Origin of the sequence: Chryseobacterium cucumeris (assembly GCF_001593385.1) — a bacterium.
In the GTDB taxonomy this organism is placed as follows: domain Bacteria; phylum Bacteroidota; class Bacteroidia; order Flavobacteriales; family Weeksellaceae; genus Chryseobacterium; species Chryseobacterium cucumeris.
Window position 1 is genome coordinate 1,421,842 of sequence record NZ_LUVZ01000001.1, and the last position, 15,938, is coordinate 1,437,779.

Here is a 15,938-nt window from a genome sequence, read left to right on the forward strand (position 1 = left end):
ATAGTAGCAACATCAAAAAGATTCTCCAAATTTTAATTCTTAAAGAAAAAGCTGTGCATGAATGCACAGCTCGGTAAATAAATTCTTTTAATTTAGATTGTAGGGACTTCTGGCCAGTCAACTGGTACTTTTGTTAAAGCAAATAAATAGTTAGTCATCATCTTGTCACCGATAGCAATAACAACATCAACCAAATTCGCTTCTGTATAGCCATTAGTAAAGAAGGCTTCTTTTTGAAAATCTGTAGCTTCACCTTTGTTCTCAACAATGCCTTTTACAAGATTTGCTAATGCATTCAGTTTACTGTCGAAAGAAATTGTATTTTTTCTTATATCTATAATCTGCTCATCAGTAAAGCCATTTAATTTGGCAATAGCAGTATGAGCACTTAGACAATATAAACATGCATTATACTGACTTACCACTAAACTAATTACTTCTTTTTCTTTTGCTTTTAACGACGATTTTGAACTTTGCAATGTTAGATAAGTATTTAATGCACTTTCTGAATAGGCAAATGTTGCATAAAGATTAGGAACGAACCCAACCCCTTTTTCAAGGTTACTAAAAATTGCCTTGTTTGCTTCTGATACTTCTTCTTTTTTAAGAACTGAAAAATTTTTCATTTTTTTATTGTTTAAATTAATACTGCAAATTTCTTTCAAATCTTAGTTGTAAAGAATGGAATATTTTCCCGATGATTATTTATATTTTCCTTTTTCATAATTTTAAAAACATTTACTAAATACCAATATCATATTATGTATTATAATTTTTTCAATAAGAAAAGAGGCTCTCACTGCAAACTTTGGATTAATGACGAAAATTTTGGTAGAGATTTCTATACAAATGATAAATCAAATCCCCTATTAACAATAGCCTGGAATAAAAATAAGGATCAAAGTATTGAGATAGATGGTGTTTTTTATCATTTTAAGCGAAATACGGTTATCTGCTTAATGGTCAATCAGACATTCCATTTCGAAGATGCATCTGAAATAATAGCATGGCAATTTAATCGTGACTTTTATTGCATTGAAAGTCACGACAAAGAAGTGAGTTGTGTAGGATTTCTATTTTACGGAACAGCGCAGGCTATGTTTATAGAAGTTGAATCCGAAATTGAAAGAAAACTGGATTTGCTGCTAAAAATATGCCAAGAAGAGTTTTTAGATGTAGACGACATCCAGGAAGATATGCTTAGAATGCTATTTAAAAGATTGATCATCCTTGTGACTCGCCTAGCGAAAAAACAATATGTTTCTCATGAGCTGCCAGATCACAAATTAAATATAATCAGAGAATACAATCTATTAGTCGAGAAAAACTATAAAACGGAACATTCTGTAAAATTTTATGCGGAAATACTTAATAAATCACCAAAAACATTATCCAATATATTCAAAATTTACGGAGATATTACGCCATCATCAATTATCCAGCAGAGAATACTTTTAGAAGCGAAAAGACTGTTACTTTATACATCCAAATCTTCAAAAGAAATTGCTTACGAATTAGGTTTTGAGGACATTTCTTATTTTAGTAATTTTTTCAAAAGACTTTCCGGCTTGGCTCCCTCATCTTTTAAACATAAAAATTTAGTTAAAAGTAATTAGGCTTAAGATAATAATTGGAAATTAGCACGATCATTTGAAATTTTTCATTTTTTATTGTTAATTGATAAATAGATCAGCTTCATTGTTAATTTTCAACTAAATTCTAATTGTAACTATTATACTCTATTCATTTATATTCGACACAATCGCAATACTTAAATCAGCATCTTTATATCTGTGCGATGAATAAATTTTATTTGTAAAACCATTATAATAAAAATTAGGATGGAGATCGTTTAATTCCAAATTTTTTCATTTTGGAATGTAGTGTTGTAGGAGGAATGCCAAGAAGTTCCGCTGCACCATTCGCTCCCCAGACTTTCCCACGACATTTTTCCAGAGCCTGTAATATGTGGTCACGTTCATTTTCATCAATAGATTTAAATTCTTTACTCTCTTCAAAAATCATGTACTGATGACTAATATTATCAGGTATTTGTAATCTCATCAATATTTCTTCACGTGAAAGTAATATCGCCCTCTCAACTAAATTTTCTAATTCTCGAATGTTACCTGGCCAATGATAGTTTAAAGCCTCGTTTAAACCTTTTTTTGAGATACCTTTTATCCGTTTATTTGCTTTCTTGCTATAAATTGAAATAAAATGATCAATTAATAAAGGTATGTCATCTTTTCGATCACGCAGCGGTGGTAATGTTACAGGAAAAACATTAAGCCTATAAAATAAATCCAATCTAAAGCGGCCTGCAGCTACTTCCTTTTCAAGTTCACGATTAGTCGCGGCTAATACACGCACATCTACTTTTATAGGATCCCTTCCCCCAATTCTGTCGATTTCTTTTTCCTGTAATACACGCAAGAGCTTGGATTGAAGTTCTGGAGGCATATCACCTATTTCATCCAGAAATATAGTACCCTTATTAGCAAGTTCAAATTTCCCTACCCGTCTTTCGATCGCACCGGTAAAAGATCCCTTTTCATGACCAAACAACTCAGATTCAAAAAGATTAAAAGGTAGTGCTGCACAATTGATCTTTACAAAAGGTTGTGATTTGCGCTTGGATAACTCATGGATGCAGCGAGCCATACGCTCTTTTCCAGTTCCGCTTTCTCCCAAGATCAATACTGAAGTATCCACAGGTGCTACATGACTAATATTATCAAAAACATTTAATAAAAGATGGCTTTTACCGATAATTTGTTTGAAAAAATCTGGCTCCTGAGCATTCACTTTTTTAATGCCTCTACTTTCATTCAACATTACATTTTGTTTGTCATCAGATTGATTACTTTTGACTAGGTTCTCAATAACAGCAATAAGAGGGTTACTTAACCTTTGAAGCAGTTTTATTTGTGATGAATTATAAGCATCACATTTACGACTGTAAAAGAAAAGATAAAAAATGTTATTATCACTTAAAGCCAGAGGAAGAACCATTAAGGATTGTAAGTTGAACTTATCTGCCAAAAGTTTTTGATCGGGATTTTTTAGCAACATCTTTTCAAAGTTGTCTTCTACAAAAATTATATTTTCAGTACTCTTTTCATTGAAGATTTTAGATTTAGTAACATCTGTTAATGTATGGTTAGTTATTATTTCGAATTCTTTTGTTCCAATAAATTGGTATTCATCAAAACCAATACGCAAATAGCTTATAAAATTTGCAGATGTACTTAGTGGAATACTTTTAGTCAAGAGGTAATCAAACGAGATAAAGGTCTGTAATGACTTTACGATGGCAAGCATCTTATCACTTAAAGTATCTTTGATATCTATTACTTTTAGTAAATTAAGACGTAGCTGTTCTTCTTTTTTAACGGCCGTTTCAAGGCTGTTTTCATGTCTAAACATGGCTATCTCTAATGTAATGAGAAGGTCTTTTTCACGAAAAGGTTTTACAATAAACCCATAGGGCTGTGTACCTTTTGCCTGCATAATGACATCATGGTTGCAATTGGCAGAAATATAAATAAAAGGAATATTAATTGCGTTAAGCGTTGGAGCAAGTGCAATACCGGATACTGAATCCTGTAATTTTATATCAACCAAGGCAAGATCTGGTTGTTCTTTTTCTATAATTGCTAATGCCTCTTCTACCGATCTGGCCAGACCTATTACCTGATAACCCACTCTTTCGATGATGATTTGTAGATTGTTTGCCTCTATAAATTGATCTTCAACTATTAATACTTTTAATGACATATCTGCTTATTTAGGATTTATATCTAAGTCGTTTATAGGAAAACTCAATCTTTATTTGTGTTCCTTTTTCTCGATTGATCGTAAGGTTACCGCCAAGATCAGCAGCTAATCCTTTAATAAGTCTCATCCCAAGTGATCTAGAATTATCTATGGTAAAGTCCTCTGGCAGGCCACATCCATCATCAGTTATTTCCAATAAAAAGATATCGCCGTCAATATTTTGCAGTACTATTTCGATAATTCCACCTGCATCCGAAAACGCATATTTTAAAGAATTAGTAATTGATTCATTTAGTATCAAACCGATAGGAACTGCTTGGGAAACATCCATAAATACATTGTCTACCTTAAGGGTCAGTTTTATGATACGCGGAACAGCAAAACTATCTTTTAAATAATCCACTAACTCACTGATATATTCCGGCATCCTTATTTCAGATAAGTTATCCGACATATATAATTTTTGATGAATAAGTGACATTGATTGTATTCGATGTTGGCTCTTCTGAATTACTTCTAAAGATAATTTATCGCTTAAAAAATAAGATTGACTATTAAGTAGGCTCATAACAATTTGGAGATTGTTTTTTACCCTATGATGGATCTCCTTCAATAACCATTCTTTTTCTGCCACATTTTGAGTAAGAGTTATATTATTAGCTTCAATTGTCGCTTTTTGGCTTTGTAGAATACTGTTCATTTTTCTATTTGTTCGATAACGACTGTAAATTAAACCTATAATTACTGCAAGAATAAATATACCAGCAACACTGAAATTACGTATTATCTTTGACCTCGAAATCAATAATTTTTGCACTTCTGCCTCACGTATTAGTTTTTTATTTTTCTCTTCTTTAAGCAATAGATCCCGATCTTTCTTTAATACATCGTATTTGACCTGTAAATCCGACATTTTATTCCTATTACTTTCGCCAAACATAGAATCTCTGTACGCATATGCTAGCTTGAGGTTCCGTATAGCTGGTATAAAAGCAGACTGTGCAGAATCTATTTGATAAAGTTGTTTATAAATTTGTAAGAACGTTATTTTACTTTGATTTTTCTTGGCTACCATCTTATATTTTTCAAGATAATCTCTTGCTTTTTCATACTGACCCACTTTGAAATAATAATTGGCCACAGGAGTATAAAGATTGTTTGTTGTTAATGCAAATGGTTTATCATTGATAATTTTTTTTGCTCGTAACACATATTTTTCGGCCTGTTCATAATCTCCTAATGCAGTATAAATTTTTATAGAACGTAAAATAACAGTACTTCTCGCAACAGCATTCAATGTAATCCTATTCTGAAGCTTTTTTAGATAAAATAGTGATTCTTGCTTACGGCCCATGTCTAATAATATCTGTGCAGTGTTGCCAATTGCTGATGTAGAAAAATCATCTGCTTTGTATTTTTCCAAAATTTCAACACTTTTTTTGTAATGTATAAGCGCTTTCGGATAATCTCCAGTTGTATGATATATTCTAGCTAAACCATTATATGCCAATCCCGTAACGTAAGATTGTGAATCGATCTTTTCTGAAAGGTTCAATGCTTTTAATGAATACTCCAAGGCCTCTTGTATATTACCCATAAAATAACTCGCACTCGAAGCGTGCACTAGACTTTGAGCTAACTCCTCATTACTAAGTTTATTCTCTTCTAAAATCTTAAGACTTTTTTTAATACTTTCCAAACTTTCCTTATACTCTGTTCGGCTTAATTGCATCAGACCAATAATCCTTAAAATATAACCTTGTTTTAATTTATCACCATTTCTTATATAAACATTTAAGACCTTATAAGCTATTCCCAAAGATTCCGGAGTAGCTTTCTCTCCATATGCCGTAACGGATAATGTTAGAGCTTCTACTTTACCATATTTATCTTTAGCTTTATCAAATAATGCTTCCGCTTGCGATGCAAAATAACGTACTTTACCATAATCGCCATTTTGTAAAGCCAATCTACCTCGAAGTAAATAAGAACGTGCTTCACCAATAGGATATTTTACCGAACTAGATAATCTTTGGACTTTATCTGCATAATATACTACACTGTCCGTAGAATTTGAATACTTTATAAGTTGAGAAGCCTTAAGATGCCATTTGCCAATTTTTATCAGTTGATTTATTGCAGTAGTATCAGAACCGCTTATTCTTTTATAAACATTGTGCATTGTAACTAGTTCATTTACAAAAACTTTCTGTGCCGGCACAAAAGATGGTAAAAGAATCATTATTACTAATAGAATATACCTTTGAATCATAATTAAGCTATTAACTATTATTTTTCTTTCTTACACTTTTAAATACAGAAACCTGGAAAATATAACCTATTCTTTAAGTGAATCTAATCAAATTAAAAGTATTAGGAATTTAAGAAAATTTTATGATATAATGTACTATTCACATGTTTACTTAAAGTCTTCTATCATCGTTAAACTCGTAATTTCGTGGAAAACCACGAAATATAGTGAATAAAAAAGCAATCAAAAGAATATAAAACACTGAATAACAAATATATAAAATCAAGGCATACCGATTGATTATTGTCTAAAAATTATGACAATGATTAATTCAGACTACTCAATTGATGATCTACATTTTACTACGCGAAGTATAGACGGAGGTAATACAATAATATTCAATAAACAAATGATTTTCTCTATTATCTATATTATAAAAGGAGAAGGAAAGTATCAAGTTCAACACAATACCATCAGTTATGGAAGTAATGACATTTTTATTGTCGTTCCTGGTGAGGAATTTCAAGTTATTCAGACGACCTCAGATACAGAGATATTAGAAATAAAATTTTCAGATCTTTTTATAAATCAAAAAAAGCAATTTGATACAGACAGATCAGATCGTACACACATATTATACAGTGCTAATCAAAATCTGGATTACATTGTAAATATCAAAAATAATATCATTTTAGCTCACCAAATTGCAAACTGTTTACTTTCTGAAATTAGAGAAGCAAATATAGTTGATGGGGAATATTTAAAACATCTTGTATATATGATTTTACTATTTTTAGAAAAGGAAATTAAAAAACTATTACCATCAATTGCTGGACTTACAATTGAACAAAAGGTCATTAAAATGTTGCAATATATACATCTTAATATTTTTGAGCCTAAAAAACTTACCATACAGGAGCTGAGCGACAAATTTTTTATTTCACCAACCTATATTGGAAAATATTTTAAAAGTCACACAAATCACAATCTTCATCACTACATTTTGCAATATAAATTAAATCTTATTCAATATCGACTTAAAAATAGCAATATGCGTGTCAGTGAAATAGCTGACGAATTCGGCTTTTCAGATAAAAGCTACTTAAATAAAATCTTTTTAAAGTATACAGGTATCTCTCCATCACAATATAGAATTAATTCAAAAAATAAAAATTTTCTATCCAATATTTCTTAATATTTCTACTTAAAATTAAAGCATCAACTGATATATGTTGTTAATTACTAGTAAAATGATTCAAAAACTCAAAATACAACATTAATTTTAGACAATTCCTCAAAGTCTTTCGGTAAATCGGGAGAATGGGCACAGCATGATATTGATTACACTCAGACAGGTAAACTGATTGGAGATTGCGCAATCAAACTTGATCTTTATCATAAAAGAATAGAGATATTAATTACAATATCGTATTTGGAGCAAAAAAATGGCATTGCTAAAAAGGCATTCACGGGCATGGTGAAATTCCTACTTGAACAAAAAATCTATATCGAATCGTAGCAATAGTTGATACTGAAAATATCGTCTTGATAAATTTGCCAAAAGTGCCAGTTTTAAGAAAAGAACATTTTACGAAAACATATTTTTCAGGTAAATGGGAAAACTAGTAACAATATGTAATGCTACAGAGAGAATTGAATAGTGCTAGCTACTACTCTTTCTGAGTATTTCTAGAAAATTATCGTTACAATATAAAAAGTTAGCTTATAATAAAACTTACAGACAAGATCAGCTTTGCAATTCTTGTAAAATTTCACACAATCTACTTAAATCATCTCTAAAAGTGTTAGAAGATAAGCTCGTCTTGGTCACATGCCAAGATTATTTAATTGTAAAGTATCAATAGATCCGCTACAAAAATGACTTAAATTTATGGTGTAAAGTTTAAAACCTTTATCCATGAATAAACAGCAACAGCAAGTCAAGGCTCGTAAAGATTGGCTTAAAATCTATTTAGAATCGGGGTCTGTAACGAAAACGGCTTTACGTTGTGGAATTGCAAGATCAACACTTCACCGATGGATAAAAAGGTATAAAGAAGAAGGAGAATAAGGACTGTCAGATAAGTCAAGACGTCCTAAAACCCTTACCAATACTAAGGTTACAAAAGAAACTGAATCTATTATCCTTGATTTAAGAGAGAAAAAAAGATGGCGAGCTGCAAGAATCTCAACCCATCTACTCAGAACGGGAACTTCATTATCTGCAATGACTGTTTGGCGGGTACTCTTTAAACACAAAGTTAATCCTGTAGTAAAAAGACGTAAAAAATCTGATTACAAAAGATACAGCAAGGAAATTCCAGAGGATAGAGTCCAGCCTGATGTTACTAAAATCAGGAATAAGGCTTATCAATTTACAGCTATTGATGACTGCACAAGAATTAAAGTTATTAGAGTTTACCCTAATAAAAAAGCAGAAAGTACGATACATTTTTTAGGTGAAATTTTGGATACATTCTATTTTCCTATACAGCATATTCAAACCGATTGGGGTACGGAATTACCATCAATTAATGTCAAATTGATGAAACCTAAAGGAGCTTTACTAGGATATCTACCCATAAGTTTTGCCCGTCGAATTCCATTTGCTGTATTCTGAGCTCTTCTTAAATTTTCAGCTTCTGGAACAGCCAAGTAAACAGCAAGCATAACAGTACTTTCAGGTACAGAAAAATCAATAGGTTGTTCAATAGCCATTGCCACAGTTTTATATTTTCGAAGCAGACCTATCATTTCATAAACGTATTCGACATTCCGACTAAATCGATCCCATTTGATAAATAAGATATTCTTGTCTTCTCCCGATGATTTCTTTTTAATTTCGGAGAATAATTCTTTCCATCCAGGTCGATTAAAATTTTTAGCAGAATAATCCTCCCGATAAATTCCTTTGACTTCAATATTGTTGTATTTACAATACTTTAGTAATCTATCCTCCTGTTCAGGTAGTGAGTAACCTTTTCTTTTTTGTTCGTCCGTACTTACACGGACGTATAAATAGGCTGACTTCATGTAATTAATGTATTTATTTGATTTACAAATTAATAATATAAAATAAGAAGCTGTATATATTATTCTAGTATTGATTTAAATTGTAAATACAGACTCAAATAAATATATTTATAGAGTCAACTCAATTTGATTTCAATTACGGATTTCCATAAAAATTTTATATAAAATTGATTTATTTTTGTGTAGATACTATCTCAAATTAACCCTAACTAATACTCATTATGAACACTGCACAAAAAGCACCTACTTTAAATAAGTTTACCGAAGAATTAGAAAACTTATTAAAAAAAAGAATTGGAGGGTCAGTAAATTTTAGAGGTATCTACTATCAAATATTATATGCATCTTATTTAATACTTAACGAGCTTAGAGGAACTTCCGAAAAATCGATAACAATGGAAGGTATTGAGGATATTGACTTAAATACCTCTCAAAATATTCTTAACGGTCAATTATACACTCAGGTTAAATCATCTGTAAATAAAATGGACGCCGGAAGTTTTTGGGATTTAGGAGTATTACAAAATTTCGCTGAAACTTTTGAAATTAATCCTAACAGCAAGTTTAAGTTAGTGTATAATATGGAAATTGCTAAAGGAAACCTTCAATCTTTAATGCATAAAAAGGATTTATCTGATTTCTGGCAGACAAAATTCATCACATTAAAATACAATATAAACTATAATGATTTATTATCAAATATCTCATTTGAATATAAAACATCGACAGAACTGTTCAATGATATTCTGATTTCATTATTTAAGGACTGGGGGATAAATAAAGGAACAGAACTTCAATTTTTAAGATCATTATTTTACAATGTCTTTATTTGGTCAAAAAATAGAGTTACAGTAACTAATACTGATATTATTGCCCTATTTCAGGATATAAAAGACTCTTACTCTAAAGCACCTATTAATAATGCGATATTAAATAATTGGATCATCAAAGTTTCATATGATATTACTGAAAGTCATAATGCAGAAGATTTTTATGATGGAAAAGCAGCAAGACCCGCTCATATCAAATTAGGATTACCTGTAAAAAGAAAGATTTGGCAAAAAAAAGTTTATGATAGTGTATTTGAATCAGATGTTACTGTGATTAGATCTTCAAGTGGACAAGGAAAATCTACCTTAGCGTGGCAAACGGGATATGATCAAAAAGAAAAAAACAATTATTCTATCTATGAATTACGAAGCTGTAAGGATTACAATGAAGCTAATTCTATTGCTGAATTTTTGGAATCTCGAATTCTAATTGGTGAAAAGCCTCTGTTAATTATAGATGGATTAAATACTTTAGTAGAATCGTGGTTTGAAATAGTTTCGATAACAAGAGATTTTCATGTAAAATATCTACTTACAACTAGACAAGAAGATTGGTTTCGATTTGGTGCTGACATTTCACGAATTAACCTAACTACCGTTGATATATCACTATCAATGGCTGAAGCCAAAGAAATGTTTGAAGAATTAAAAAGAAAAAAGAAAATACATCCGGATATTCAAAAATGGCAACCTGTATGGGAACAGATTCATCCAAAAGGACTACTGATTGAATACACATATCTTCTCACAAGAGGTCAAATGATAGAAGAACGACTTTCAGCACAAATAAACTATTTATCCAATTCGAAATCAGCAGGAGCAAAGTTAGAAATATTACGAATGATTTCTCTTGCGGATTGTTTAAATATTAAATTAAAGACAACAAAATTACTTAGTTATGTAAAAACGGAAATAGGATTCGAACAAGACCGAGGTGAGTTATTAAATGAATTGGAAAAAGAATATTTCCTAAATTTTGATGGTCATTTTGTAGAAGGCTTACATCCTGTTCGATCTCAACACTTAAAAGATTTATTGCACAAAAACATACCAATCGAGGAATCCCTTAAAAACCTATTTAAGATTATTACTGATGATTACAAACAGGATTTCTTTAATAATATTCCTTTTCTACTTGATCAAAACTATAAAAATGAATTTTACGAAACATTAGCAGAAATAGTTTCGGAAGACTCATTAGAAAATATTGTAGTCGCTGTTGATGGTATTATGCACGCTGAACCGCATCGATATTTGAATGAAAACAGATTAGAATTTGATGAAGCTTATAATATCGGAGGTATAGAATTATTTTCCGTAGCTTCTACTCCATTTTCCGAGCTTAATACTTTAGAGGAAATGTCAAACATTCTTGGTGAGCAAGGAGCTAATTTTAAACGATTAGCTGATTTAAAGAAAAGATTACCTAAATATCAATTTGAAAATTCCGATGTAGTTTTATTTGCAAACGCTTTAAAATTAAATTTACAGAAACGTACTTCAGCCATTATTTCATATAAAGGTCTTGGCTTTCTGGTAAAATGGTTTAGCCATTTAAAAATAGCCTTTAATATTCCATCAATAAACAACAATATCAGTATTGGCGAACTAATAAAAATGGATTTTAGCGAGGCGAAAGAATTAATGTCTTTTTTTAAATTAACTGATCTTATTGGATATAAGGATTTTATAACAAAAAACAAAGAGACGCTCTTCAGTTATCTTAAAGTCAGCACAAATTCAATTATTGTCGAAGACTCTGGGGATAAGATTAATATTAAATATCTTCTATTTGATCAAGATTCAAAACACGCCAATAATTTGAGTGTATCTAGGATTGAGGATGTTTTTGAATTCTTTCCATTCTATGAACAGTATTGTACTGAGGGCTTAATGTTCCCGTTTCCTTCCGAAGAAATGACTACTACAGTTAGAGATGATTCACGTAAACAAATGACTCCGGCCTCAATTGGGAATTCTTTTGATATTCATCTCAACCAGATCTGGTATAATGAAATACAGAAAATGTATTTAGACTCTTCTGCTTACAGTTGGCAAGAGAGAATAATAAACATTAGGAAATTAGCTTTGGAATGGGTTAAAATTGTTACAAGGATGATAGATGGATTATTAGAAGGCAACAAGAATAAAATTCAAAAAAATGTCACTGAATTACAGCATAAAGGAGAACTTCTTAACAACACTATAAAGCTTAAGAAAAAATATCCAATTTATAAAAAGTATAATGAAAAGAATAATGCTGTTGAAGGCGAAAAAGAAATAGGCTCTTGGATTAGTTCCCTTACAAATATTAATAGTCAAATATTCAACATTTTCCTACCAAAAAAAGAACAAGACAGAAGAGTGGCATTAATTAATTTCAAAGGTGTTTATTTTGACTTAGAAGCACTGCAAAATGCGTTTAGAATTATTGAAAATAAAACAATTGCTTATTTTGACTCGGAGAGCATTTGCTTAGAAGAAAATATACATTATGAAAGACTTTATGCTTCTATTTTATATTATTTATCACAAATCCCGCTAGAAGATAAAATGCCTGTTCCAGTTGGGAGAAAGGCTGTTGAAGAATGGTGGATGAAGGCAAAAAACGCAAAGCTTGATGATCTCAATCATTCTCTAACAATAATTGAGGCTAGTTCGGATTTTAAATTCAATTATCCTAATGGAATAGAAGAAACTGACACCATTACTTATTTGACAATTGGAATAATCGATTTTGATTTTTCTGATACTCAGAGCTTGGAAAGTTTATTATTCTCATTAGGTATTTTGAGAGATTTGGATTATCAATTTATTACGATTATCAGTGTAAAAGATAATATAGCAGTTAGTGGCTTTAGAATAAATAAAGAACTCATTAACGCTTATGATGACTTAATAACAGGCGCTGAAAATATTGATATCAATTTTCCGGCACTTCCTGTTGCAATTGAAGAAAAAATAATAAAATATTTGCCTGGAGTTTTACTTCCGGAAAAATCTGTGAACGGCGATCTAGATAAGAAATTTGAAATTTTGATTACATTATGGAAGTTATCAGAATTTAAAAGACATCTAAATAAAAATTCCTCTATTGAAATGAAATGGTTGAAAGATCTTAACGTAGAGTCGGAAATTATAAACAGTTTAAATTCTTTAAACATCTCATCCCAAAGCTTTACCAAATTCGTTGAGAGAGGCTTAGAACCAAACCATATTTATGAAGTTGAAAGCATAACTAACGAATTATATAAACAAATTACTTCGCATGCATAATTAAAATTTAAAAGGTTCTAAATACAACGTGAAACTAACTATTTTCAAATTCAATAAAAAATTATTAAAAGTTATCTCTAGAAACTAAAGAAGAAAGCTACAAAGATTTGCATCAATGAGATTTAACCCAACCGTGGTTTAAAGAAAAAAATAACAGCAATATCTAGTTAGAATTTTCTGAATTTTCCGGAGTTTTTCTTTAATCAATAAATGTGTTTAAAAGCAATCGTACAATCAAAGTGAAGAAAATTTAACAATAGAAATATATTTTAATTATTTGACATAGTATATAAATAATTAGCATTATTAATATTCAGTTCCTTAATTGGATACGAATATTAAATTGAGTAACATTGTATTTTTTTGAACATTACCATGAAATATCAAATTTATGATTATAAGTTATACTAAACGAAGTAAAACATATCAATTTTGTAAGCCATCTGCTGATTACAAAAATGTTTTTACTATAATCGTGGGAAAGAATGGAAGCGGAAAAAGTCGCTTACTAAATGACATAATAAGCAATTTCATTCCCTCTCATCTTGCCAAAAAAATATCCACGGCAAAAGACGGTTTCTTAATGCGTTCATCTGAGCCAACTAAAGTTCTAGCTGTATCAACTAGCCCCTACGATAAATTTCCACTGACACGATCACTGTTCGGATTAAAATTTCCCGAAGGCAATTATTCTTACATCGGAATAAGAGAGATTCGTTCATCAGATTTTTCTTTAGGTTTTATTTCTAAAATTATTAAGGAACTTTTGCATGTAAGATTAAGTAATCCTGAGCAGTTTCATAAAATTATAGACGTATTAGGTTACTTAGGTTATAATGGGGAGCTACAAGTTAAATTTGAAACTGTTATATCATCTGCACAAATCCGGCGTTTTTTAGAAAGTCGTAAGACTGAAGATGACTTTAGACATATCTTTTTCAAAAATAATACAGCACGTATAAATACAGGTTTCTTTGAAACAGGTGAAAAACTTGACTTCGTAAAACTAGAATATTTACAGAAAATATTTATGAGTTACGAATTTTCCAAATATATGCGATCTCCAACAGTTACGATTAATGCTGATTCTATTGAATTACAAATGGATTTAGAGGACTTATTATTTATTCTTGAAGCCGGTCTACTGCGACTGAAAGATGTATATATAAGGAAAATTGAAAACAATAGAATTTATCCTATTAATGAAGCCAGTTCAGGAGAGCAATGTATATTCAATACTTTTATAGGGATTGCCTGCAAAATTGCTGACAATAGCTTAATTGTCATTGATGAACCTGAAATTTCTTTGCATCCCGCTTGGCAAGAACGATATATAACACTTCTAATGGATACTTTCCAACATTATAAAGGTTGTCATTTTATCATTGCGACGCACTCTCCACAATTGGTATCTAAATTATCCAATGAGAACTGTTATGTTTTGAAGATGGATGATGGTGAGTTGATGGATGGAGAGTTAATAGCAAACAATTCAGCAGATTTTCAGCTCGCAAATGTTTTTAATACCCCTGGCTTTAAAAACGAGTATTTAGGTAGGATAGCTTTTTCTATTATTTCTAAAGTGGGAAAAACTAATAAGTTTGACAGTGAAGATCTAGAGAATTTCACAATTATCCAATCTCAGATCAAGAATATGCAGCATAACGATCCCATCAGAAAATTATTTGATTTAATTAAAGACTTAAAAAGAAATGCCTGATATCAATCAACCAGTAGTTTATACTCCAGCAATCAAAAAACGTATTTTAGGTTTTCTTAGTAAGTCTGATTTAAAAAGTTCAGATTGGTCTGATGATGATATAAAAGATATCCGGAAGTTCATTCGTGATTATTATAGAAATATAACAAGAAAATGTTTTTATTGCAGAAAGGAGATTTCGCTTCGATCTGTAGATAACTGTCATGTAGAGCATATAATCCCCAAAAGTGAACAAATACAATTTATGTTTGAACCAAGAAATCTTTGTGTTGTATGTAGTGATTGTAACATTATAAAAAGCAAAAAAGAAGTTTCCGGCCAAATTGAAACAGTTACAAAAAATGGAAAGCTCTATACAATGTATCCTAGATCATCAAATGCATTTATAGTTGTTCATCCACATTTTGATAATTATGATGATCATATTCATCACTGTGGTGATATTTATATCTCAAAGTCGAAAAAAGGATCATACACAATCCATATTTGTGAACTTAACAGAAAAGTACATGAATATGGAATGGATTCAAACCCTTTAACACAATCTGAATTATTTGATATTTTTCATGATATAATGAATTCGGACGATGTTGTACAACAATCTAAATATATGAACAAATTAAGGGAACATTTTATTAAAGCGGGATAAATAAATTTGGATCATAATTATTTTTATAAGGAGACATAATTTAATGTAGAATATTGCAGGAGCACTAAAAACTATAGGTTTCCGTTCCAAATTGTTGACCACACAGTCGCATTTTAAAGTTTTTAGATCATATCTTATATAATAAAAAATGGTGATTATGTACTTAAATGTACCAGATAACATCCTTATCTAAGTATGAATTTTACTTTTAAATACAAATAAACTAGATCGATCGTAGGCATTTTGCCTTTAATTCAAACATATATATAAATTGTAATAGCCACGACTTTATCTGACAGTTAGGGGTTAAAAATAATTGTCAGTTATCCAATATTGTCCTTACTTCCAAAAGTAAGGATTTTTTGTTCCTCTGCAAGAGTTTCCAATAATTTATCTTTT

General features: G+C 30.5%; 10 protein-coding genes. 6 read left to right on the forward strand and 4 right to left on the reverse strand.

The genetic code is table 11. The features are described from left to right. Nucleotides 1–92: 92 nt before the first annotated feature. The gene (locus A1704_RS06260; protein WP_062671478.1) at nt 93–626 is read right to left on the reverse strand and encodes a carboxymuconolactone decarboxylase family protein; all 534 of its coding nucleotides are present in this window, start codon (nt 624–626) and stop codon (nt 93–95) included. 135 nt (nt 627–761) lie between these two features. On the opposite strand from A1704_RS06260, the gene A1704_RS06265 reads away from it, so the two are divergent. Next, nucleotides 762–1,616, forward strand: a complete 855-nt coding sequence (locus A1704_RS06265; RefSeq protein WP_062671480.1) for an AraC family transcriptional regulator — start codon at nt 762–764, stop codon at nt 1,614–1,616. 220 nt (nt 1,617–1,836) lie between these two features. On the opposite strand, the gene A1704_RS06270 is transcribed toward A1704_RS06265, so the two are convergent. Continuing rightward, nucleotides 1,837–3,780, reverse strand: coding sequence for a sigma 54-interacting transcriptional regulator (locus A1704_RS06270; protein ID WP_062671482.1), 1,944 nt, complete (start codon nt 3,778–3,780; stop codon nt 1,837–1,839). 10 nt (nt 3,781–3,790) lie between these two features. Then, nucleotides 3,791–6,052 (reverse strand): tetratricopeptide repeat protein, encoded by a 2,262-nt coding sequence (locus A1704_RS06275; protein ID WP_082798720.1) that lies wholly within the window; start codon nt 6,050–6,052, stop codon nt 3,791–3,793. Nucleotides 6,053–6,353: 301 nt separating this feature from the next. On the opposite strand from A1704_RS06275, the gene A1704_RS06280 reads away from it, so the two are divergent. Both A1704_RS06280 and A1704_RS24160 read left to right on the forward strand, forming a co-directional pair. Continuing rightward, nucleotides 6,354–7,226, forward strand: a complete 873-nt coding sequence (locus tag A1704_RS06280) for an AraC family transcriptional regulator (RefSeq protein WP_062671486.1) — start codon at nt 6,354–6,356, stop codon at nt 7,224–7,226. A 723-nt stretch (nt 7,227–7,949) separates the two neighbouring features. Further along, nucleotides 7,950–8,102, forward strand: coding sequence for a helix-turn-helix domain-containing protein (locus A1704_RS24160; RefSeq protein ID WP_089792647.1), 153 nt, complete (start codon nt 7,950–7,952; stop codon nt 8,100–8,102). 428 nt (nt 8,103–8,530) lie between these two features. Here A1704_RS24160 and A1704_RS06285 read toward each other — a convergent pair whose 3' ends face one another. Further along, nucleotides 8,531–9,064, reverse strand: coding sequence for a recombinase family protein (locus tag A1704_RS06285; protein ID WP_228404792.1), 534 nt, complete (start codon nt 9,062–9,064; stop codon nt 8,531–8,533). Nucleotides 9,065–9,285: 221 nt separating this feature from the next. Between A1704_RS06285 and A1704_RS06290 the strand changes: the two genes are divergently transcribed. The 3 genes from A1704_RS06290 (at nt 9,286) to A1704_RS06300 (ending at nt 15,539) form a co-directional block, all read left to right on the forward strand. Beyond that, on the forward strand, nt 9,286–13,170 hold the full coding sequence (locus A1704_RS06290; RefSeq protein WP_062671487.1) for a hypothetical protein: 3,885 nt from the start codon (nt 9,286–9,288) through the stop codon (nt 13,168–13,170). A gap of 391 nt (nt 13,171–13,561) precedes the next feature. Further along, nucleotides 13,562–14,890: an AAA family ATPase gene (locus A1704_RS06295; RefSeq protein WP_062671489.1), complete on the forward strand. Its 1,329-nt coding sequence runs from the start codon at nt 13,562–13,564 to the stop codon at nt 14,888–14,890. Next, nucleotides 14,883–15,539: an HNH endonuclease gene (locus A1704_RS06300; RefSeq protein ID WP_062671491.1), complete on the forward strand. Its 657-nt coding sequence runs from the start codon at nt 14,883–14,885 to the stop codon at nt 15,537–15,539. Before A1704_RS06295 ends, A1704_RS06300 begins: the two co-directional genes overlap by 8 nt. Nucleotides 15,540–15,938 lie beyond the last annotated feature (399 nt).